Genomic DNA, 15808 nt, shown 5'->3' with positions numbered 1-15808 from the left:
TCTTCGAGGGTAGTACGGCCGTCGGTGGAGGCAACCGACCGACCGAACCTATTGTCCGGAACCGGGCCCCCACCGGCCCGAATCAGCGGTGGGTAGCCGTGCGGAACCCTCGGGTGACCGGCACTATTGAGGCCTGTCGTCGTGCCGCGGTGGTCCCGCAGCGGTGGTCCTCGCCGCGGTGGTGCCGCCGCGGGGCCGCATCGTGCCCGAGAAGGAGCAGCATGGCCGAGTCCGACCGTCAACCGCCGCACCGCCCGGGTGCGGTAAGCGTCTTCTTCGTGGCCAAGGCGGGGGTCTTCGCCGTCGCCTGCTGGACGTGGCTGCTGATCGCGGTGCTCACCGGCGACGAGGTGACCGGGGTCCAGCTCCTGGCCGCCACCGGGGCGATCACCACCACGCTGGTCGGTGTGGTGCTCGGTGCCCGGCTGGCCCTGCAACGCAACGCCGCGCTCCGGCACGCCGAGCTGAAGCGGCTGCTGGTGGACATCTCCTGGAACGCCTTCGCGGCGGCCGGTGACGCCGAGTCGAGCGGTACCGTCGTGCCGTTCCCGACCTCGCCCCCCGACGGAGGTCGGACGCCGAGCCGCACCGACCGGCACCGCTAGCCTGCCCCGCTAGCTGTCGTCGCTCCCGCTCCCGGCTCCGGTCCCGCTCGCGGCTCCGGCTCCGGCCCTGCTCCCGCCTCCGCTCCCGCTCGCGGCTCCGGTCTCGGGAGTGGTCAGCAGGGTCGCCAGGCGGGGGGTGACCTGCCACTGGTCGACCAGGTCCCGGTACTCGGCGCGGTGGTCGGCGGTCGGCTCCCCACCGGTGCGGCGGGCCCGGATCAGCAGGTTGCGGGGGGTGTGCTGCGAGTCCACGAACTCCACCACCTCGGCCCGGTACCCGTGCAGCCGCAGCAGCCCCGCCCGCAGCGCGTCGGTGAGCACGTCGGCGAAGCGTTCCCGCAGGATGCCCTGCCGGGTCAGCAACCCGTACGGGGCCGGCGTCGGCCGGGCCCGTAGCTGCACCGCCAGGTCGTGGTGGCAGCACGGGGCGGCCAGCACCCAGCGGGCCGACCAGCGCACCGCGCGGGCCAGCGCCTCGTCGGTGGCGGTGTCGCAGGCGTGCAGGGCGAGCACCAGGTCGGGGGCGGGCGTGACGACGGCGTCGGCGATCGTACCGGCCACGAAGCTGACCCGGCCGGCCCAGCCGAGCCGCTCGGCCAGCTCGGAGTTGCGTCGCCGCTGGTCCTCCCGGACATCCACCCCGACCAGCTCGACGTCGAGCCCCCGCCGGGTCAGGTACCGGTAGGCGGCGAAGGTCAGGTACGCGTTGCCACAGCCCAGGTCGACCACGCGCAGCGGACCGGTGAGCTCGTCGGGCAGCGTGGCGGCGAGCGCCCGCAGGAACGCGTCGACCTGCCGTCGCTTGGCCGCCGAACCACCGATCTCGGCGAAGAGCGGATCCCCCGGGTCGAGCAGGTACTCCTTGGCCCGGTCGTGGCCGCCGGGCTCGGCCGGCGGCCGGCTCGCCGCCGACCGGTGCACCTGGGCCTCGCCGGACTTGGTCACCCGCACCTGCACCGTCGCGTCGGCGGTCTCCACGTGCCAGTTGCCGAACGGCTCGGCCAGCAACGCGTCCACCGCCGCGTCGGCCTCCGGACCGGACGCCACGTTCCGGGTGTACGGGCGGGAGCCGTCGGAGGTGGCGATCTGCAACCGTGGTCCCGCCTTCAGGGTCACCGGACGCAGTTCGGCCCGGACCACCGACGGCCGGCGGCCGCGACGACGGCCCGCGGCGACCGCCCGGGTCAGGGCGGGGTCCAGCAGCAACGCCCGTACCTCGGTCAGGGCGGCGTCCAACGGTTCCGGCATCGCTCCATCATCCCCGTCGGCCAGGCGAACCCCGGAGCGGGGCCGGACCCATCCCCGTCGGTCGGGCGTACCCCGGAGCGGGGCCGGACCGCGACGTCCCCCGCACCCATCGGGTACGGGGGACGTCGAATCAGCTGAGTCGGTGGTCAGTCGGCGGTCGCCTCGGCCGGGGCGTCGGAGCCACCGCCGCCACCGCTGCGGCGACGGCGCCGGCGGCGCGGCTTGCCACCGCCCTCGGGCCTGGCACCGCCCTCGGACCTGCCGCTGGCCTCGGGGCCGGCGGTGCCCTCGGCGGCCGGCGTTGCGCCGGCGTGGTCGGCCGGGCTGACGAAGAGCGGAGCCACGCCGGTGGTGGCCGTGGTCACCGTGCCCTGCTCGGCGGGGACCACCTCACCGGCGCGCCGACGACGACGGCGACGCGGAGTCCGGCCGCCCTCCTCGCCAGCATCCGTACCGGCGGCGTCGGGGATCGGCGTGCCACCGTGCTCGCCGCCGCGTTCGGCGTCACCCCGGCCGCGCCGGCCACGACCCTCACGGCGGCCCTCGCCACGGCCCTCACTGCGGCTCTCGCCGCGACGGGGCCGGCCCGGGCCGTCACCCCGTCGGGGCCGCCCACCACCGAGGTCCTCCTCGACCTCGGCGGAGAGCCCGGCCCGGGTCCGCTCCGCAGTCGGCAGCGTGCCGGTCATCTCGGTGGAGATGGCCAGGTCGGAGTAGAGATGCGGAGAGGTGTGGTACGTCTCCGGCGGCTCCGGCATGTCGAGCCCGAGGGTCTTGTCGATGATCCGCCACCGGGGCATGTCGTCCCAGTCGACGAAGGTCACCGCGACACCCGTGGCACCGGCCCGACCGGTACGACCGATCCGGTGGGTGTAGGTGTCCTGGTCCTCCGGGCAGTCGTAGTTGATGACGTGGGTGACCCCGCTGACGTCGATGCCCCGGGCGGCCACGTCGGTGGCGACCAGAGTGTCGATCTTGCCAGCCCGGAACGCCCGCAGCGCCCGCTCCCGGGCCCCCTGGCCCAGGTCACCGTGGACGGCGGCGACGGCGAAGCCCCGGAAGTCCAGGTCCTCTGCCACCCGGTCGGCGGCCCGCTTGGTCCGGGTGAAGATCATGGTCAGCCCACGCCCCTCCGCCTGGAGGATGCGGGCCACGATCTCGATCTTGTTCATCGAGTGGGTCCGGTAGGCCAGCTGCTGAGTCTGCGGCGACGGGCCGGTCTCGGCGGTGTGGCCGGCGTGGATCGTCACCGGGCGACGCAGGAACCGCCGCGACAGGGTGACGATCGGGTCCGGCATGGTGGCCGAGAAGAGCATGGTCTGCCGATCCTCCGGCAGCATCGCCAGGATCTTCTCGACGTCGTCGAGGAAGCCCAGGTCGAGCATCCGGTCCGCCTCGTCGAGGACGAGCGCGCGGATCCGGTCCAGCCGCAGGTGCTTCTGCTTCTGCAGGTCCATCAGCCGGCCCGGGGTACCGACCAGGATCTCGACGCCCTTGCGCAGCGCGTCGATCTGCGGCTCGTACGCCACCCCGCCGTAGATCGGCAGCACCCGGACGCCCCGGGTCCGGCCGGCGGCGGCGAGGTCCTTCGCGACCTGGATGCCCAGCTCACGGGTGGGGACGACGACAAGCGCCTGCGGCACCCCGTCGCTGCCCTCGCCGGGGGCGAAGACCCGCTCCAACAGGGGTACGCCGAAACCGAGGGTCTTGCCGGTGCCGGTCGGTGCCTGGCCGATCAGGTCGGTGCCGCGCAGCGCGATCGGCAGCGCGTACTCCTGGATGGCGAAGGCCCGGTGGATGCCGGCGGCAGCCAGGGCCGCCACGGTCTCCTCGCGGGCGCCCAGCTCGGCGAAGGTCGGTGCCTCCGGGCGGACCGGGGCGGTGGGAGCCAACTCCTGCGCCTCGGTGTCCGGGGCGTCGATGCCGTCGGCCTTGCCCTGCTCGGCCTGTGCTTGCTCGGCCTTGGCCTGGTCGGCTTGGACCTGCTCGGCCTGTGCTTGCTCGGCCTTGCCCTGCTCGGCTTGGACCTGCTCGGCCTTGCCCTGCTTGGCCTGGGTCTGCTCGGTTGGGATCTCGTCGTGGATCTTGGGATCGTCTGTGTGGGTCTCGTTCTGTTCGCTCATATGGATGTCGGGGTGCCCTCTCGTGGTGCGCCCCGTCATGTCCTCAGGGCGCTCTCGGTATGGCGCGGGCCACACGGTCGGGGGCTGAACCGCCGAGCCGGACCGGGCCGCACGCGCGCCGTAGGCAGTGCTTCGACCGAATCGGCGCCCACGGCAACTGCTCCATACTACCTGAGCCGCCCGGATCTGGCCTTATCCACGGTGGCAACTCCGTGCGGCCTCCGATGCGGCGTGGATGCGGCCTCCGTGCGGCCTCGTGCGCCGCCCTACTCCCGCCCCCCGCGCTCCCTCCCCCTACTCCCGCTCCCGCCCTCCCTCCCGCTCCCGCCCGCCCTCCCTCCCGCTCCCGCCATCCTTCGCAACTAAGGAGCCTCGCTCTCTCCGCACTCGATCGGGGAGTAGATCTTGGACACTTACCGTTCTATTTGAGCGGTAAGTGTCCAAGATTCACTTCGGGGCCCGCTTCGGGTGGTGACGGGGGCGTTAGGCGGTGGGTGGGGGTGGGGGCGCAGGGCAGGTTTGCCCCGTTTTGACGCATGGGAGGTGTCTGCGGCAGAGAGGGTGACTTGGAGGATTCGACCCTCGGGGGCACTTTCCTGCCAACATCTTCAAGCCCCTATCCGGGCCGGTCAGGGGGTGCGGTCGGGCCGGGCAGGTGTGTGGCCGTTCAGGGGTGCGGCCGGGCAGGGGTGCGGCCGAGCCGGGCAGGGGGGCCGGGGCGGGGCCCGGTGACCGGGCCCCGGACCGAATCAGCGAACGGTGAATCCGACCGCGCGGGGCGACGCCTCGGCGATCTCGACGTAGGCGACCTTGCCGACCGGCACGATGATCCGTCGGCCCTTTTCGTCGGTCAGGGACAGCGTTCCGTCGTGGGCGATGGCCTCGGTCACGATCTGCTCGATCTCGGCCGGCGACTGAGCGCTCTCCAACACCAGCTCGCGCGGCGCGTACTGCACGCCGATCTTGACCTCCACTGTTCCTCCTCAACTGGGGCGAAAGAACCGCCGGACGAAGGCTATCCGATTCGGGCAGCCGGTGTTCGGGCTGACGTGGTTCAGGCCGGCTCACCCTGCAACGGGAAGCTGGCGATGCCGCGCCAGGAGAGGGCGGTCACCAACGCCTCCGCCTCGGCCTTGGGCACCTGCCGGCCCCCGGCCAGCCAGAACTGGGCAGCGGTCTCGGCCGCGCCGACCAGGCCCGAGGCGAGCAGTTCGGCGTGGGCCCGGCTGACTCCGGTATCGGAGATGATGGTGTCGGTGATCGCCGCGATGCAGCCCTGCTCGACCCGCTCCACGCGCTGCCGGACGGCCGGATCGTTGCGCAGGTCCGACTCGAAGACCAGGCGGAACGCCTCGCTCTCGTGGTCGACGAAGTCGAAGTACGCCTGCACCGAGGCGCCGACCCGCTCCTTGTTGTCGGTGGTGCTGCGCATCGCGTCGTGCACCTTGGCCACGATCGCGTCGCAGTGGGTGTCCAGCAATGCCAGGTAGAGGTCCATCTTGCCCGGAAAGTGCTGGTACAGCACGGGCTTGGAAACCCCGGCCCGCTCGGCGATGTCGTCCATCGCCGCCGCGTGGTACCCCTGCGCGACGAACACCTCCTGGGCCGCCGCGAGCAGCTGCTTACGCCGCGCCGACCGAGGTAGGCGCGTGGGTCGACCGGCTGTCTGGGCACCGTTCCCCAACGCGGTCATGGGAACCTCCGAGTTTCTCCGTACGAGCCGGCATCAACCACCCGAACCGGTCGGGGTGCGACCCCGTTCCGGAATTGGCCCGCCGCTGTAACTTATCGCCACTGTCACCACACGGTAGCCTCAGCGAGGGCGACCAAGGAGCGCGCGGTGAGTGAAACAGGGCAACCCGGAGCCGCCATCCCGGGAGAGCACGGCGACGGGACAGGTCAGCAGGACGACCTGGCCCGTTCCGGCAGCGGGTGGGCGCCCTTCACCGCCGGCTGGCCCGCGGATGAGGCTTCCCCGGGTGACCGGGAGCACGGCACCCGGTGGCAGCGGTCCGATCCGGCCACCGGCTGGGCCAGCTCGTCGCCCCGGTACGCAGACCTGCCCGCACCACTTCCCGGCCGATCCGACGAAAAGCCGCCGACGAGGTCCAACGGTCATCACCTGAACGGCTTCGGACACTCCGGCGGTGAGTCGTCGAACGGTCACCACGCCCCGGTCAGCGCACCGCCAGGCGCGCGCCACACCCCGGTCAGCGCGCCGCCAGGCGCACGCCAGGCCCCGGTGAGCGGGCCGCCGAGTGCGCGTCAGGCTCCGGTGAGTGCCCCTCCGGGTGCTCGGCTCCCGGTGAGCGCGCCGCCCGGTCCGCGTGCCGAGCAGCGCCGGGACGCCGACGGAGGCGACCGACTGGCGGTGCCGGCCCAACGCCCCGCCCCGGTTGGTGACCACACCGTCGGGGCGTCAGCCGCCGCGGAAGAGGAGGACTCCACGAATCCCCGGCACGCCTCCGACGAGTCTTTGGCCGCCCGGTCGAGCCGGTGGGCTCAGGACCAGGACCACGCGGAAGAGTTCACCCCGACAGCGCAGGACCGGCCGCCGACCCCGGCAGCGGACGAGCCATCCTGGGACGGTCCCAACTGGAACCGACCCAGCTGGAGCGAGGGATGGGCACCGCCCTGGGCGCGGGAGAGCGACGAGCCGGCCGGCCGTCGGGCCGCGCGGCCGGGGCGTACCCGATCCGAGGCGGGGGCCGAGTGGGCGCCGGAGGCAGAACGCCCGGCGCCGACGGCCGACCCCGACCGGTCGTACCCGTCCCTGTCCGCGCCGCGGGAACGCCCCCCGGTCACCGGTGAACCGCCGGATCGACCGTACGAGCGTCCCGCCGCCGAGGTCGTCCGACCGTACGAGCCGGCAGGCACCGAGCCCGGCCGGCGGTACGAGCCGCCGGTCGCCGAGGTGCACCGACCGTACGAGCCGGTACGCTCCGAACCGAGCCGGCCCTACCAGGCGGTCCGTTCGGAGTCGGCCCGCGCCTACGACCCACCCCGTGGCTCTGATGCACCCCGTGGTTACGACCCAACCGCTGACGAGCCGCCGCTGGGTGCCGTGGGCCCGGGGTCGCCGGCCGCCTACCAACCGCCACCCGGGTACGAGTCGCCGGCGGGGTACGAACCGCGGCCCGGGCACGCGTCGTCAGCGGGGTACGACTCCCGGGACTACGAGTCCGCCCGGCCGGAGCCGGACTCCTGGTCGGCGTACCGCCCGCCCGCCCCGCGTGAATCTCGAACCCCGCCGTGGGCGCTCGACGAACCGGTGGGTCCGTCGCCTGCCGGCGCACCCCCGACCAGCGCGCCTCCCGCTGGCAGGTCTCCGGCCAGCGCGCCACCGGCCAGCGGGTTCTCCGCCGGCTCGTCTCCGGCCAGTGCCCCGCCGGCCAGCACCGAGGTGACCTCCGCCGACCCGGCGCACGCCGAGGACCGGGTGGTCCGGCCGTTCCGCCTCCGTCCGGAACCGGGCGAGCCGGAACGGCGTCCCGACCGGATCGAGCCCGATCCCCGTGCGTACGGGGAAGACCGTTCCTCGGCCCCGCTCGTCGACTCCGTCACGAGCGGGATCGGACGCCTCGATCGCAACAGTTCCGCGCCCGCACCCGCGAGCGCACCCCCCTACGCGGCGCGTCGATCGGCCCCCGAACCGGCACCTGCGGCCCAGCCGCCCGCCGAGGACCGTACGTCGGCGATGCTGCCGCAGCGCGTCCCCGCCGAACCGGACGTGCCCGTAGTGCCGGAGCCGCCAGCCGTGGACCCACCCGCCGAATCTCCCGAACTCGCCCGGATCGCCACCCATCTGCGCCGGGACGACGAGCCCGCCCCGCCCCGGGACCGGCCCGAGGGGTTCGACGTCGACGCGATCCTGGACGCGGTCCGAGGGGTCGCCGGGGTCCGGGACGCCTCGCTGCGGCGTACCCCCGCCGGTGCGCACAGCCTCCGGCTGGACCTCGCCGACGGCGCGGACCCGGCCGAGGTGAGCCGGCAGGTGGCTCGGCTGCTCCAGGATCGGATGGGGTTGGCCGCCGCCCCGCAGGACCTGCCCGGGCTGCCGGGCCCGCCGCCACCACCGGTGCGCCGTCGTACCCTGGAGCCCCGGCAACCGGCCTGGGGGGATGAGCCGGCCGGTACGCCGTCGTCGGCTGGTCCGGCGGCACCGGGCGGCCCGCCGCCGTCCACGACCGGCAGGGCCTCGTGGACCGGCACGACGCCACCGACCGGCACCATCTCCCCGAGCGGCACGATCCCCCCGACCGGTTCGGCGACAGCACCTGGTTCGACGCCCGCGACTGCCCCGGACGCGACGGCCGGACCAGGCCCGCAGATCGGAACGACAGGGCCGACCAGTACGGCGGTACCGGGCGGATCGGCCATGCCGGCTGGATCGGCGATGTCGGCTGGGCCGGCGATGTCGGCTGGGCCGGCGATGTCGGCTGGGCCGGCGATGCCGGGCGGATCGGGGGTACCGGGTGGACCGGCAGGGGCGGTTGCGGGTGGCGCCGGGCCGGCCGGCCCGGTCCGGTCCCGGGACGAGGCACCTGCCGGATCGGTACCGCCGGTCGGGTCGGCAGTGGCCGGCGGACCGCAGGCACCGGGCGGACCGCAGGCACCGGGCGGAGTGGAGCCGGTGGCCGGCGCGGAGACGGCGCGTCGTCGGCGCTCGGGCGGCAGCCGGGGACGGGCCGGTACCGAGTACGCCACGGCCTCGCCGGTGCCGGAGGGGATGGCCACCGGAAGCCCGGCCACGCTCGCGGCGTCGTACTCCGGTGGGCAGATGACCACGACCGAGACCGCCCCGTCCCGGCCCCTGGACACGGGCGGAGTGCCCGGCCCCCGGGTGATCATCGATCACGTGCAGGTCAGCACGTTCGGCCTCGATGCCAACGTCGAGGTACGCCTGCTGGCGGCGGGGGAGAGCTCGGCCGGGTTCGCCACCGGCCCGGCGGTTGACGGGTACGTGCTGCGGCTCTGCGCGGTGGCGGCCGGTGCGGCCGTGGACGAGTTGCTACGCGGTGACGACCAGGTGGGCGATCGTGGCCGGTGTTTCGTCGAGCACGCGGCGGTGGTGCCGTTCGGCAACTGCGAGGTGGCCACCGTGGTCGTGCTGCTGGTCTGCGACGGCTGGGTGGAGCAGCTCGCCGGTTCGGCCCTGGTGGCCGGGGACCCCCGACAGGCGGTGGTACGCGCCACCCTGGCCGCGGTGAACCGGCGGCTGGAGGCTCTGCTGGCCTGAGCCGACGGCGGGTCGACCGGTACCACGCGGCGGTGCTTGCCGGCTCCCGGGCGGTGCTTGCCGGATCCTGGGCGGTGCCTGCCGGATCCTGGGTGGCTTGCCGGATCGCGAGTGATGTTGCCGGGCCGGGGCTGGGCCGTGGTGCCGTCCGGGCGCGGCCCGGGCAGACTGGAGTGATGAAGCGCGCCACCCTCTGGCCGGATCATCTCCTGCCCGAACACCGCACCCCGCCGCCGTGGCCCGGTCGCCCGGTACGCCTCGACGGCTCGGTCACGTACGTGCGGGAGACCCCCGCCACCGGGCCGGACGCGGAGCCGGCGCTCTACGTGCACGGTCTCGGCGGCTCCTCGCAGAACTGGACGGACCTGGCCGGGCTGCTGGCGGACCGCCTCGACGGCCAGGCCATCGACCTGCCCGGCTTCGGGCGCAGTGAGCCGGGCCTGCGGTACACCATCCCGTCCTTCGCCGACCGGGTGGTCCGCTGGATCGAGCACACCGGACGTGGGCCGGTGCACCTGTTCGGCAACTCGCTTGGCGGTTCGGTCGCCGTCCAGGTGGCCGGGCTCCGCCCGGACCTGGTCCGGACGTTGACGCTGATCTCCCCGGCGCTGCCCTTCCTGGACTTCCGCCGTTCGTTGCAGGGCCGGATGCTGCCCCTGCTGGCGATCCCCCGGGGCGAGCAGCTGGCCGCCTGGCGGCTGGCCCGGATCGCCCCGGAGGTGATGGCCCGGCAGGCGATGGAGGCGTGCGTCGCCGACCTCAGCCGGATCAGCGACCAGCGCCGGGCGGAGGCGTTGGAGGAGATCCGGATCCGCAACGAGGCCGCGCACTACGCCGCCGCGTACGTCCGGACGTTCCGGGGCCTGGTCAGCAGCTTCCTGCGGTCGTACCTGCCGGGGTCCGGTTCGCTGTGGCGGTTGGCCGCGGCCATCCGTGCCCCCACGCTGGTGATCGGCGGGCTCCAGGACCGGCTGGTCGATCCCCTGGTGGGACCGCAGACGGCCCGGGTGATTCCGGACAGCCGACTGATCATGCTGCGGGGCGTCGGTCACGTGGCGCAGTTGGAGGTGCCCCGGGTCGTCGCCCGCGCCGCGCTCAGTTTCCTCACCGAGTCGGCCGAGACCGGACCGGCCGAGGTGGGGCCGGCCGAGGTGGGGCCGGAAGAGACCGGGCCGGCCCGGGTGCGGCCAGGTCGGGCCGGGGCAGGCCAGGCCGGCTGAACCTCCGCCAGTTCCGTCGCAGCCGGCTGAATCCCGTGCCGGCCGCGGCCGGCTGAATCCCGTGCCGGCTGCGGCCGGCGGGGCACCGGTCGGCCGCGACGGCACGCCGCGTCGGAGATCCCGGTGGTCGGGTGGCCGTGGCAGGCTGACCGGGTGCCTGCCACCCCTCGCCCACCCGCCGCGCCGACTCCGACCGCGACGCCGACGACAACTCCACCGCCGGCACCAGCACCGACGGCGGGCGGATCCGCCGGGAGTGTCGTACCGCCAGGTCTCCGGCGGCGACGGACCGCGGCGGGGCTGCTGGTGCTGGCCCTGGCGGTCGGCGCGGCGATCCTCGTGGTCGCGCAGCGGCCCGAGTCGGCTGGTGTGGCGGAGGTGCGCACCGCCGAGCAGTGGCGAGCGGCACCGTCGGGTCCGGCGGTAGTTCCCGAGTCGGCCGGGTCGCCCGGCGCGGCGGGCCTGGTCGGACCGGCGGGCATCGTAGAACCGGACGGCATCGTAGAACCGGACGGCATCGTAGAACCGGACGGTATCGGGGAACCGGCGGGCATCGTCGGACCGGCCGCGCCGGACCCCGCGACGGTGCTGCGGCTGGCGGGGCCCACCCCGGCGAAGGGGCGGGGCACCTTCGGGTACGACGACCGGAGGGGCGCGGTGCTGGGGCGCTCCGGTGAGCTGCGGCGGTACCGGGTCGCCGTGGAGCACGGTGCCGGGGAGGACGCGGGCGGATTCGGTGCCGCCGTGCACACCGCGCTGGTCGGGCCGGGCAGCTGGATCGACGGCGGCCGGCTGCGGCTGCGCCAGGTCCCCGGGTCGGCCGCCCACGACTTCACGGTCTACCTGGCCACGGCCCGTACGGCGGCCCGGATGTGTGCCGCCGGAGGGGTGGACATCCGGATCGGTGGCCGCCCGTACACGTCCTGTCGGGCCCCCGGCAAGGTGATCATCAACCTGGATCGCTGGCGGTCGTCCGTGCCGCACTTCGTCAGTGCCGAGGTGCCGTTGGGCGTGTACCGGACGTACGTGGTCAACCACGAGGTCGGCCACGAGTTGGGGCACCGGCACGAACGCTGCCCGGGTTCGGGGCGACCGGCGCCGGTGATGATGCAGCAGACGATCTTCCTCAAGGGCTGCCTGGCCAACCCGTGGCCGTATCGGGACGGAAAGCGGTACGCCGGTCCCCGGCTCTGACCACCGGGTCAGGTGAAACATCCTCGCGCTTTTCGCGGCAAAAGCGGTCATAAGTCCGGAAAGCGTGGCACCCTGGCCGGGTGAGCTTCTCGTCCCCTTCCGACCGCGCCGGGTCACCCCGGCACGGCAGCCGGGGTCCTCGACCGGGCCGGGCGTACCGGTTCCGGGCGTGGTCCGCGCGGCGTGGTCGGCACGCCCGCGCCTCGGCCGGGCGCGGGTGGCGATGGGCGGTCCTGCCCGGCACGCTGCTGCTCGCGGCGGTGGCCCTCACCGGTCCGCTGCCCGGCCTGCACGGCCCCGCGCTCGACCCGGCCCGGCTGATCCCCGGTGACCGGTTCGGCCACGGTGCCGGCACCGGCGACGACCACACCCGAGGAGCCGGCGACGACAACCCTGGTGTCGACGGTGACCCTGGTAACGAAGGTGACCCTGGTAACGAAGGTGGCCTCGGTAACGATGGTGGTGGGAGCGACGACGGTGCCACCGGCGAACAGCCGCCGACCACGACACCGTCCGTCGGCACCGGCGGCTTCGTCACCGCCGACGGCGAGTCCCCGGTACGGGGCACCGGCGGCCGGGTACGCCGCTACCACGTCGCGGTCGAGCAGGGCGCCGGTCAGGACGTGGCCGCCTTCGCCGGCACGGTCGACGAGGTGCTGGCCGACCCGCGCAGCTGGATCGCCTCGGGTGACCTGCGGGTGCAACGGGTCGCCGAAGCGAGCGTGGCCGACTTCACCGTCTACCTGGCCACCCCGGTCACCTCGGAGCGGATGTGTGCCCGGGGCGGGCTGAGCACCGAGCGGTACACCTCCTGCCGGCTGCCCGGACAGGTGATCATCAACCTGGCCCGCTGGTTGGAGGCGGTGCCGGACTACGGCGCGCCGGTGGAGACGTACCAGCAGTACGTGGTCAACCACGAGATCGGCCACGAGTTGGGCGCGGGCCACGAGGCCTGCCCCGGCCCCGGCGAGCCGGCCCCGGTGATGCAGCAGCAGACGTACGGGCTGGACGGCTGCGTCGCCAACGCCTGGCCGTACCTCGACGGGGTGCGCCACGCCGGGGAGCCCGTACCGGGCATCTGACGTTATTCCCGCTCCCGCATGTCGGACGACGTGGCCCTGCTCATGGCCGATGCCCGCCCCGGCGAGCAACAATGGCGCGGCACACCGAAGCCGATCCCGGGGAGTCCACCGTGTCGTTGCCCCCGCTCGTCGAGCCCGCCGCCGAGCTGACCGTTGACGAGATCCGCCGTTACTCACGCCACCTGATCATCCCGGACGTCGGGGTGACCGGGCAGAAGCGGCTGAAGAACGCCCGGGTGCTCTGCGTGGGCGCCGGTGGCCTCGGCTCGCCGGCCCTGTTGTACCTGGCCGCCGCCGGGGTCGGCACGCTCGGCATCATCGACTTCGACACCGTCGACGAGTCGAACCTGCAGCGGCAGGTCATCCACGGCGTCTCCGACGTCGGCCGGTCCAAGGCCGAGTCCGCCGCCGCGTCGATCCGCGAGATCAACCCGCTGGTCAACGTCGAGATCCACAACACCGCGCTGGACCGGGAGAACGTCCGCGAGATCTTCTCCCGGTACGACCTGATCGTCGACGGCACCGACAACTTCGCCACCCGGTACATGGTCAACGACGCGGCGGTGCTGCTCGGCAAGCCGTACGTCTGGGGGTCGATCTACCGGTTCGACGGCCAGGCGTCGGTGTTCTGGGCCGAGTACGGCCCCTGCTACCGCTGCCTCTACCCGGAGCCCCCGCCGCCCGGCATGGTCCCCTCCTGCGCCGAGGGCGGCGTGCTCGGGGTGCTCTGCGCCTCGATCGGTTCGATCCAGGTCAACGAGGCGATCAAGCTGCTCGCCGGGGTCGGTGAGCCGCTGGTCGGCCGGCTGATGGTCTACGACGCCCTGGAGATGGAGTACCGCAAGATCAAGGTCCGGAAGGACCCGAACTGCGTGCTCTGCGGGGAGAACGCCACCCTGACCGACCTGATGGAGGACTACGAGGACTTCTGCGGCGCGGTCTCGGTGGAGGCCCAGGAGGCGGTGGTCGACTCGACGATCACCGCCGCCGAGCTGAAGGACTGGCAGGACGCCGGCAAGGACATCTTCCTGGTCGACGTCCGGGAGCCGGGCGAGTACGAGATCGTCTCGATCCCCGGGGCCACCCTGATCCCCAAGGGCGACATCATCTCCGGCGAGGCGCTGGCCAGGCTGCCGCAGGACAAGCAGGTGGTGCTGCACTGCAAGTCCGGGGTGCGCTCCGCCGAGGCGCTGGCCGCGCTGAAGGCCGCCGGTTTCCGGGACGCCGTCCACCTGCAGGGCGGGGTGCTCTCCTGGGTCAAGCAGATCGACCCGTCGCTGCCCACGTACTGACCCGGTAAGGAAGGGCCCCTTCTTAACTCCTACGGTCGAGAAGGGGCCCCTTCTCACAGCTCCGGGGGCGTCGCCGGCTCAGGGGCCGCCCGGTCCGCCCCGGCCCGGGGAGGGGCGCTGGCCCCACTCCGGCGGTGGCGGGGCGGAACTCGACGAGGGCTGGGCACCGGAGCCGGGTCCGTAGCCGAGGCGCGCGGCCTGGGCGATCACGGTGTGGTCCGGCTGCTGCCCCGCTGCCGGTCGCTGCCGATCGGGCGCCGAGAGGTCGGGAGCGTTCGCCTTGAGCTCGTCGTACCGCTGTCGCGCGTAGGTCCCTTCCTTCGGGGCGAAGTACTCCCACCCCTTCTGGTAGATCTTCATCAGTTCCGAGTCGGATGGATTCTTGACGATGCCGTCCCTGATGTTGGAGAGTCGGTGGGCGGAGTCGACCAGCCCGTACTCTCCGACCTGTACCGGGGGGTAAGACTTGGTGGGCCGCTGCGCGCCATTGCGGCGAACCTCCTCTTCGAGTACGTCCATGGCCAGGGCGTAGATCTCCCGCTGGTGGAATGTTTTTTCGCCCCGACGACCGCCCGGGACACCCTCGGTAGGTGGCCGTTCTGAATGAGCTGCTCCCGAATAAGCTCGGGCATCGTCTTGGGGCCGCCGTACATGCGGTGTGCTGGCTGGTTGTTGTACGCGTACAGGTCCCTTCGGACGGCGAGTTCCGGTTTGCCCGCGATGTTGACCAGCATCATTCGGCCACCGGGTTCTCGGGTGATGGAACCCCGTTCGTGCATCCGTTGGTAGACCTCGAACCACGTGTTCCAGTCCTTGCCTGGCACCATGCCACTGCCCCCTGCTGTCGCCGCCCACGGTGCGGCGGGTCGATTCGGCCGCTGCGGCGCTGCGCCGCTGGTCAGCCGGGGCCGACCGGCGGCAGTATCGGCCACGCTAGCCGAGGCGGAATCGTGTTTGCGCCGGTAGCGTGGCCTGCGTGGTCGACTTGGAAGCGGCAGTCGGGTTCGTCGTGGCACACGGCGACGTGGTGGACCGGGCCAGGCTCTCCGGGCTGCGCGGCGGGCCGGAGCCGGCACCGGAGCTGCTCGACACCGTCGAGAACGGACAGCTCCCCGCCGGTGGCTGGCCGGCCGTACAGGGTGGCGAGGCCGCCTCGGTGGAGGCCACCTGTTTCCGGCTGACCGAACTGGACGACCTCGGTGCGCTCGGCCGTCCGGCGGCCCGCCGGGCGTTGGACTGGCTCGCCGCCCGCCAACTGCCCGACGGCGGCTGGGAAGAGGACCCGGCGCTGGCCGAGGCGGCACCCGAGTGGGCCCGGCCCGGTGACCCGGCGGCCCGGCTCTACCTCACCGCGTACGCCGGCTTCTGGCTCACCGTGGCCGGCCTCGACGCCCGCGCCGCCGGGCCGCTGGACGACCGGGTCGGCGGCGCGTACGCCGGGGTGGTGCAGGCCGCCGCGCAGACCCTGGCCGGGCAGCTCGCCCCGGACGGCAGCTGGCCGTCGTTCCTGGCCGCGGGCTGGCTGAGCGCGGCCGTGCTGCACCGGCAACGGATGTCCGAGCCGGCGGCCGGGATCCAGGCCGTGCTCGGCGCGCGGCTGCCGGAGATGTCCCCGGCCGACGTGGCCTGGCTGGCCGCCACGCTGCGCCGGGTCGGCCTCGACGACCAGCAGGGGCTGCTGGCCGCCGCCCGCCGCCGGCTCGGTGAGACGCAGCGCGCCGACGGCGGCTGGGACAGCGACGACGGGCACCGCTTCGACGTGCACACCACCCTCGCCGCCATCCGCGCCTGCCGCTGACCGTCCC

12 protein-coding genes and 1 pseudogene are annotated in these 15808 nt (G+C 73.6%); 7 read left to right on the top strand and 6 right to left on the bottom strand.

Annotated elements, in window-relative coordinates:
- The first annotated feature begins 221 nt into the window (after nt 1–221).
- Nucleotides 222–605: a hypothetical protein gene (locus tag GA0070617_RS26140; protein WP_091444244.1), complete on the top strand. Its 384-nt coding sequence runs from the start codon at nt 222–224 to the stop codon at nt 603–605.
- Between the two features lie 9 nt (nt 606–614).
- Here GA0070617_RS26140 and GA0070617_RS26135 read toward each other — a convergent pair whose 3' ends face one another.
- From GA0070617_RS26135 to GA0070617_RS30820, 5 genes are all read right to left on the bottom strand, one after another.
- Nucleotides 615–1853, bottom strand: coding sequence for a class I SAM-dependent methyltransferase (locus GA0070617_RS26135; protein ID WP_091444235.1), 1239 nt, complete (start codon nt 1851–1853; stop codon nt 615–617).
- A 146-nt stretch (nt 1854–1999) separates the two neighbouring features.
- Nucleotides 2000–3976 (bottom strand): DEAD/DEAH box helicase, encoded by a 1977-nt coding sequence (locus GA0070617_RS26130; RefSeq protein ID WP_229688424.1) that lies wholly within the window; start codon nt 3974–3976, stop codon nt 2000–2002.
- Between the two features lie 749 nt (nt 3977–4725).
- Entirely contained in the window at nt 4726–4950 is a 225-nt protein-coding gene (locus GA0070617_RS26125; protein ID WP_091444231.1) for a DUF3107 domain-containing protein, read from the bottom strand.
- Between the two features lie 80 nt (nt 4951–5030).
- Complete coding sequence (locus GA0070617_RS26120; protein ID WP_091444228.1) at nt 5031–5669, bottom strand: TetR/AcrR family transcriptional regulator; 639 nt, start codon at nt 5667–5669, stop codon at nt 5031–5033.
- Nucleotides 5670–7150: 1481 nt separating this feature from the next.
- Nucleotides 7151–7375, bottom strand: coding sequence for a hypothetical protein (locus tag GA0070617_RS30820; RefSeq protein WP_175440387.1), 225 nt, complete (start codon nt 7373–7375; stop codon nt 7151–7153).
- 1126 nt (nt 7376–8501) lie between these two features.
- Between GA0070617_RS30820 and GA0070617_RS32500 the strand changes: the two are divergent.
- The 5 genes and pseudogenes from GA0070617_RS32500 to moeZ all read left to right on the top strand — a co-directional run.
- Nucleotides 8502–9215: pseudogene (locus tag GA0070617_RS32500) on the top strand (hypothetical protein); the annotation flags it as partial.
- Nucleotides 9216–9391: 176 nt separating this feature from the next.
- Complete coding sequence (locus tag GA0070617_RS26110) at nt 9392–10435, top strand: alpha/beta fold hydrolase (protein WP_091444224.1); 1044 nt, start codon at nt 9392–9394, stop codon at nt 10433–10435.
- 153 nt (nt 10436–10588) lie between these two features.
- Nucleotides 10589–11629, top strand: a complete 1041-nt coding sequence (locus tag GA0070617_RS26105; protein WP_229688423.1) for a DUF3152 domain-containing protein — start codon at nt 10589–10591, stop codon at nt 11627–11629.
- A gap of 80 nt (nt 11630–11709) precedes the next feature.
- Entirely contained in the window at nt 11710–12711 is a 1002-nt protein-coding gene (locus GA0070617_RS26100; protein WP_229688422.1) for a DUF3152 domain-containing protein, read from the top strand.
- Between the two features lie 71 nt (nt 12712–12782).
- Entirely contained in the window at nt 12783–14003 is a 1221-nt protein-coding gene (moeZ, locus tag GA0070617_RS26095) for an adenylyltransferase/sulfurtransferase MoeZ (protein WP_175440659.1), read from the top strand.
- Between the two features lie 78 nt (nt 14004–14081).
- Here the strand turns inward: moeZ and GA0070617_RS30185 are convergent, their stop codons facing one another.
- Entirely contained in the window at nt 14082–14522 is a 441-nt protein-coding gene (locus tag GA0070617_RS30185; RefSeq protein WP_139135765.1) for a hypothetical protein, read from the bottom strand.
- Nucleotides 14523–14970: 448 nt separating this feature from the next.
- Here GA0070617_RS30185 and GA0070617_RS26080 point away from each other — a divergent pair, with 448 nt between their 5' ends.
- Complete coding sequence (locus tag GA0070617_RS26080; protein WP_229688421.1) at nt 14971–15801, top strand: prenyltransferase/squalene oxidase repeat-containing protein; 831 nt, start codon at nt 14971–14973, stop codon at nt 15799–15801.
- The last annotated feature ends 7 nt before the right edge of the window (nt 15802–15808 follow it).

This window comes from Micromonospora yangpuensis, assembly GCF_900091615.1.
Lineage (GTDB): Bacteria > Actinomycetota > Actinomycetes > Mycobacteriales > Micromonosporaceae > Micromonospora > Micromonospora yangpuensis.
This window is presented reverse-complemented; position numbering and strand designations above follow the sequence as displayed.

Bases quoted from the DNA above. Each gene is read 5' to 3' on its own strand.
- GA0070617_RS30185 (WP_139135765.1), bottom strand. From the start codon at position 14,522: ATGGACGTACTCGAAGAGGAGGTTCGCCGCAATGGCGCGCAGCGGCCC.
- GA0070617_RS26130 (WP_229688424.1), bottom strand. From the start codon at position 3,976: ATGAGCGAACAGAACGAGACCCACACAGACGATCCCAAGATCCACGAC.
- GA0070617_RS26135 (WP_091444235.1), bottom strand. From the start codon at position 1,853: ATGCCGGAACCGTTGGACGCCGCCCTGACCGAGGTACGGGCGTTGCTG.
- GA0070617_RS26120 (WP_091444228.1), bottom strand. From the start codon at position 5,669: ATGACCGCGTTGGGGAACGGTGCCCAGACAGCCGGTCGACCCACGCGC.
- GA0070617_RS26110 (WP_091444224.1), top strand. From the start codon at position 9,392: ATGAAGCGCGCCACCCTCTGGCCGGATCATCTCCTGCCCGAACACCGC.
- moeZ (WP_175440659.1), top strand. From the start codon at position 12,783: ATGGCGCGGCACACCGAAGCCGATCCCGGGGAGTCCACCGTGTCGTTG.
- GA0070617_RS26140 (WP_091444244.1), top strand. From the start codon at position 222: ATGGCCGAGTCCGACCGTCAACCGCCGCACCGCCCGGGTGCGGTAAGC.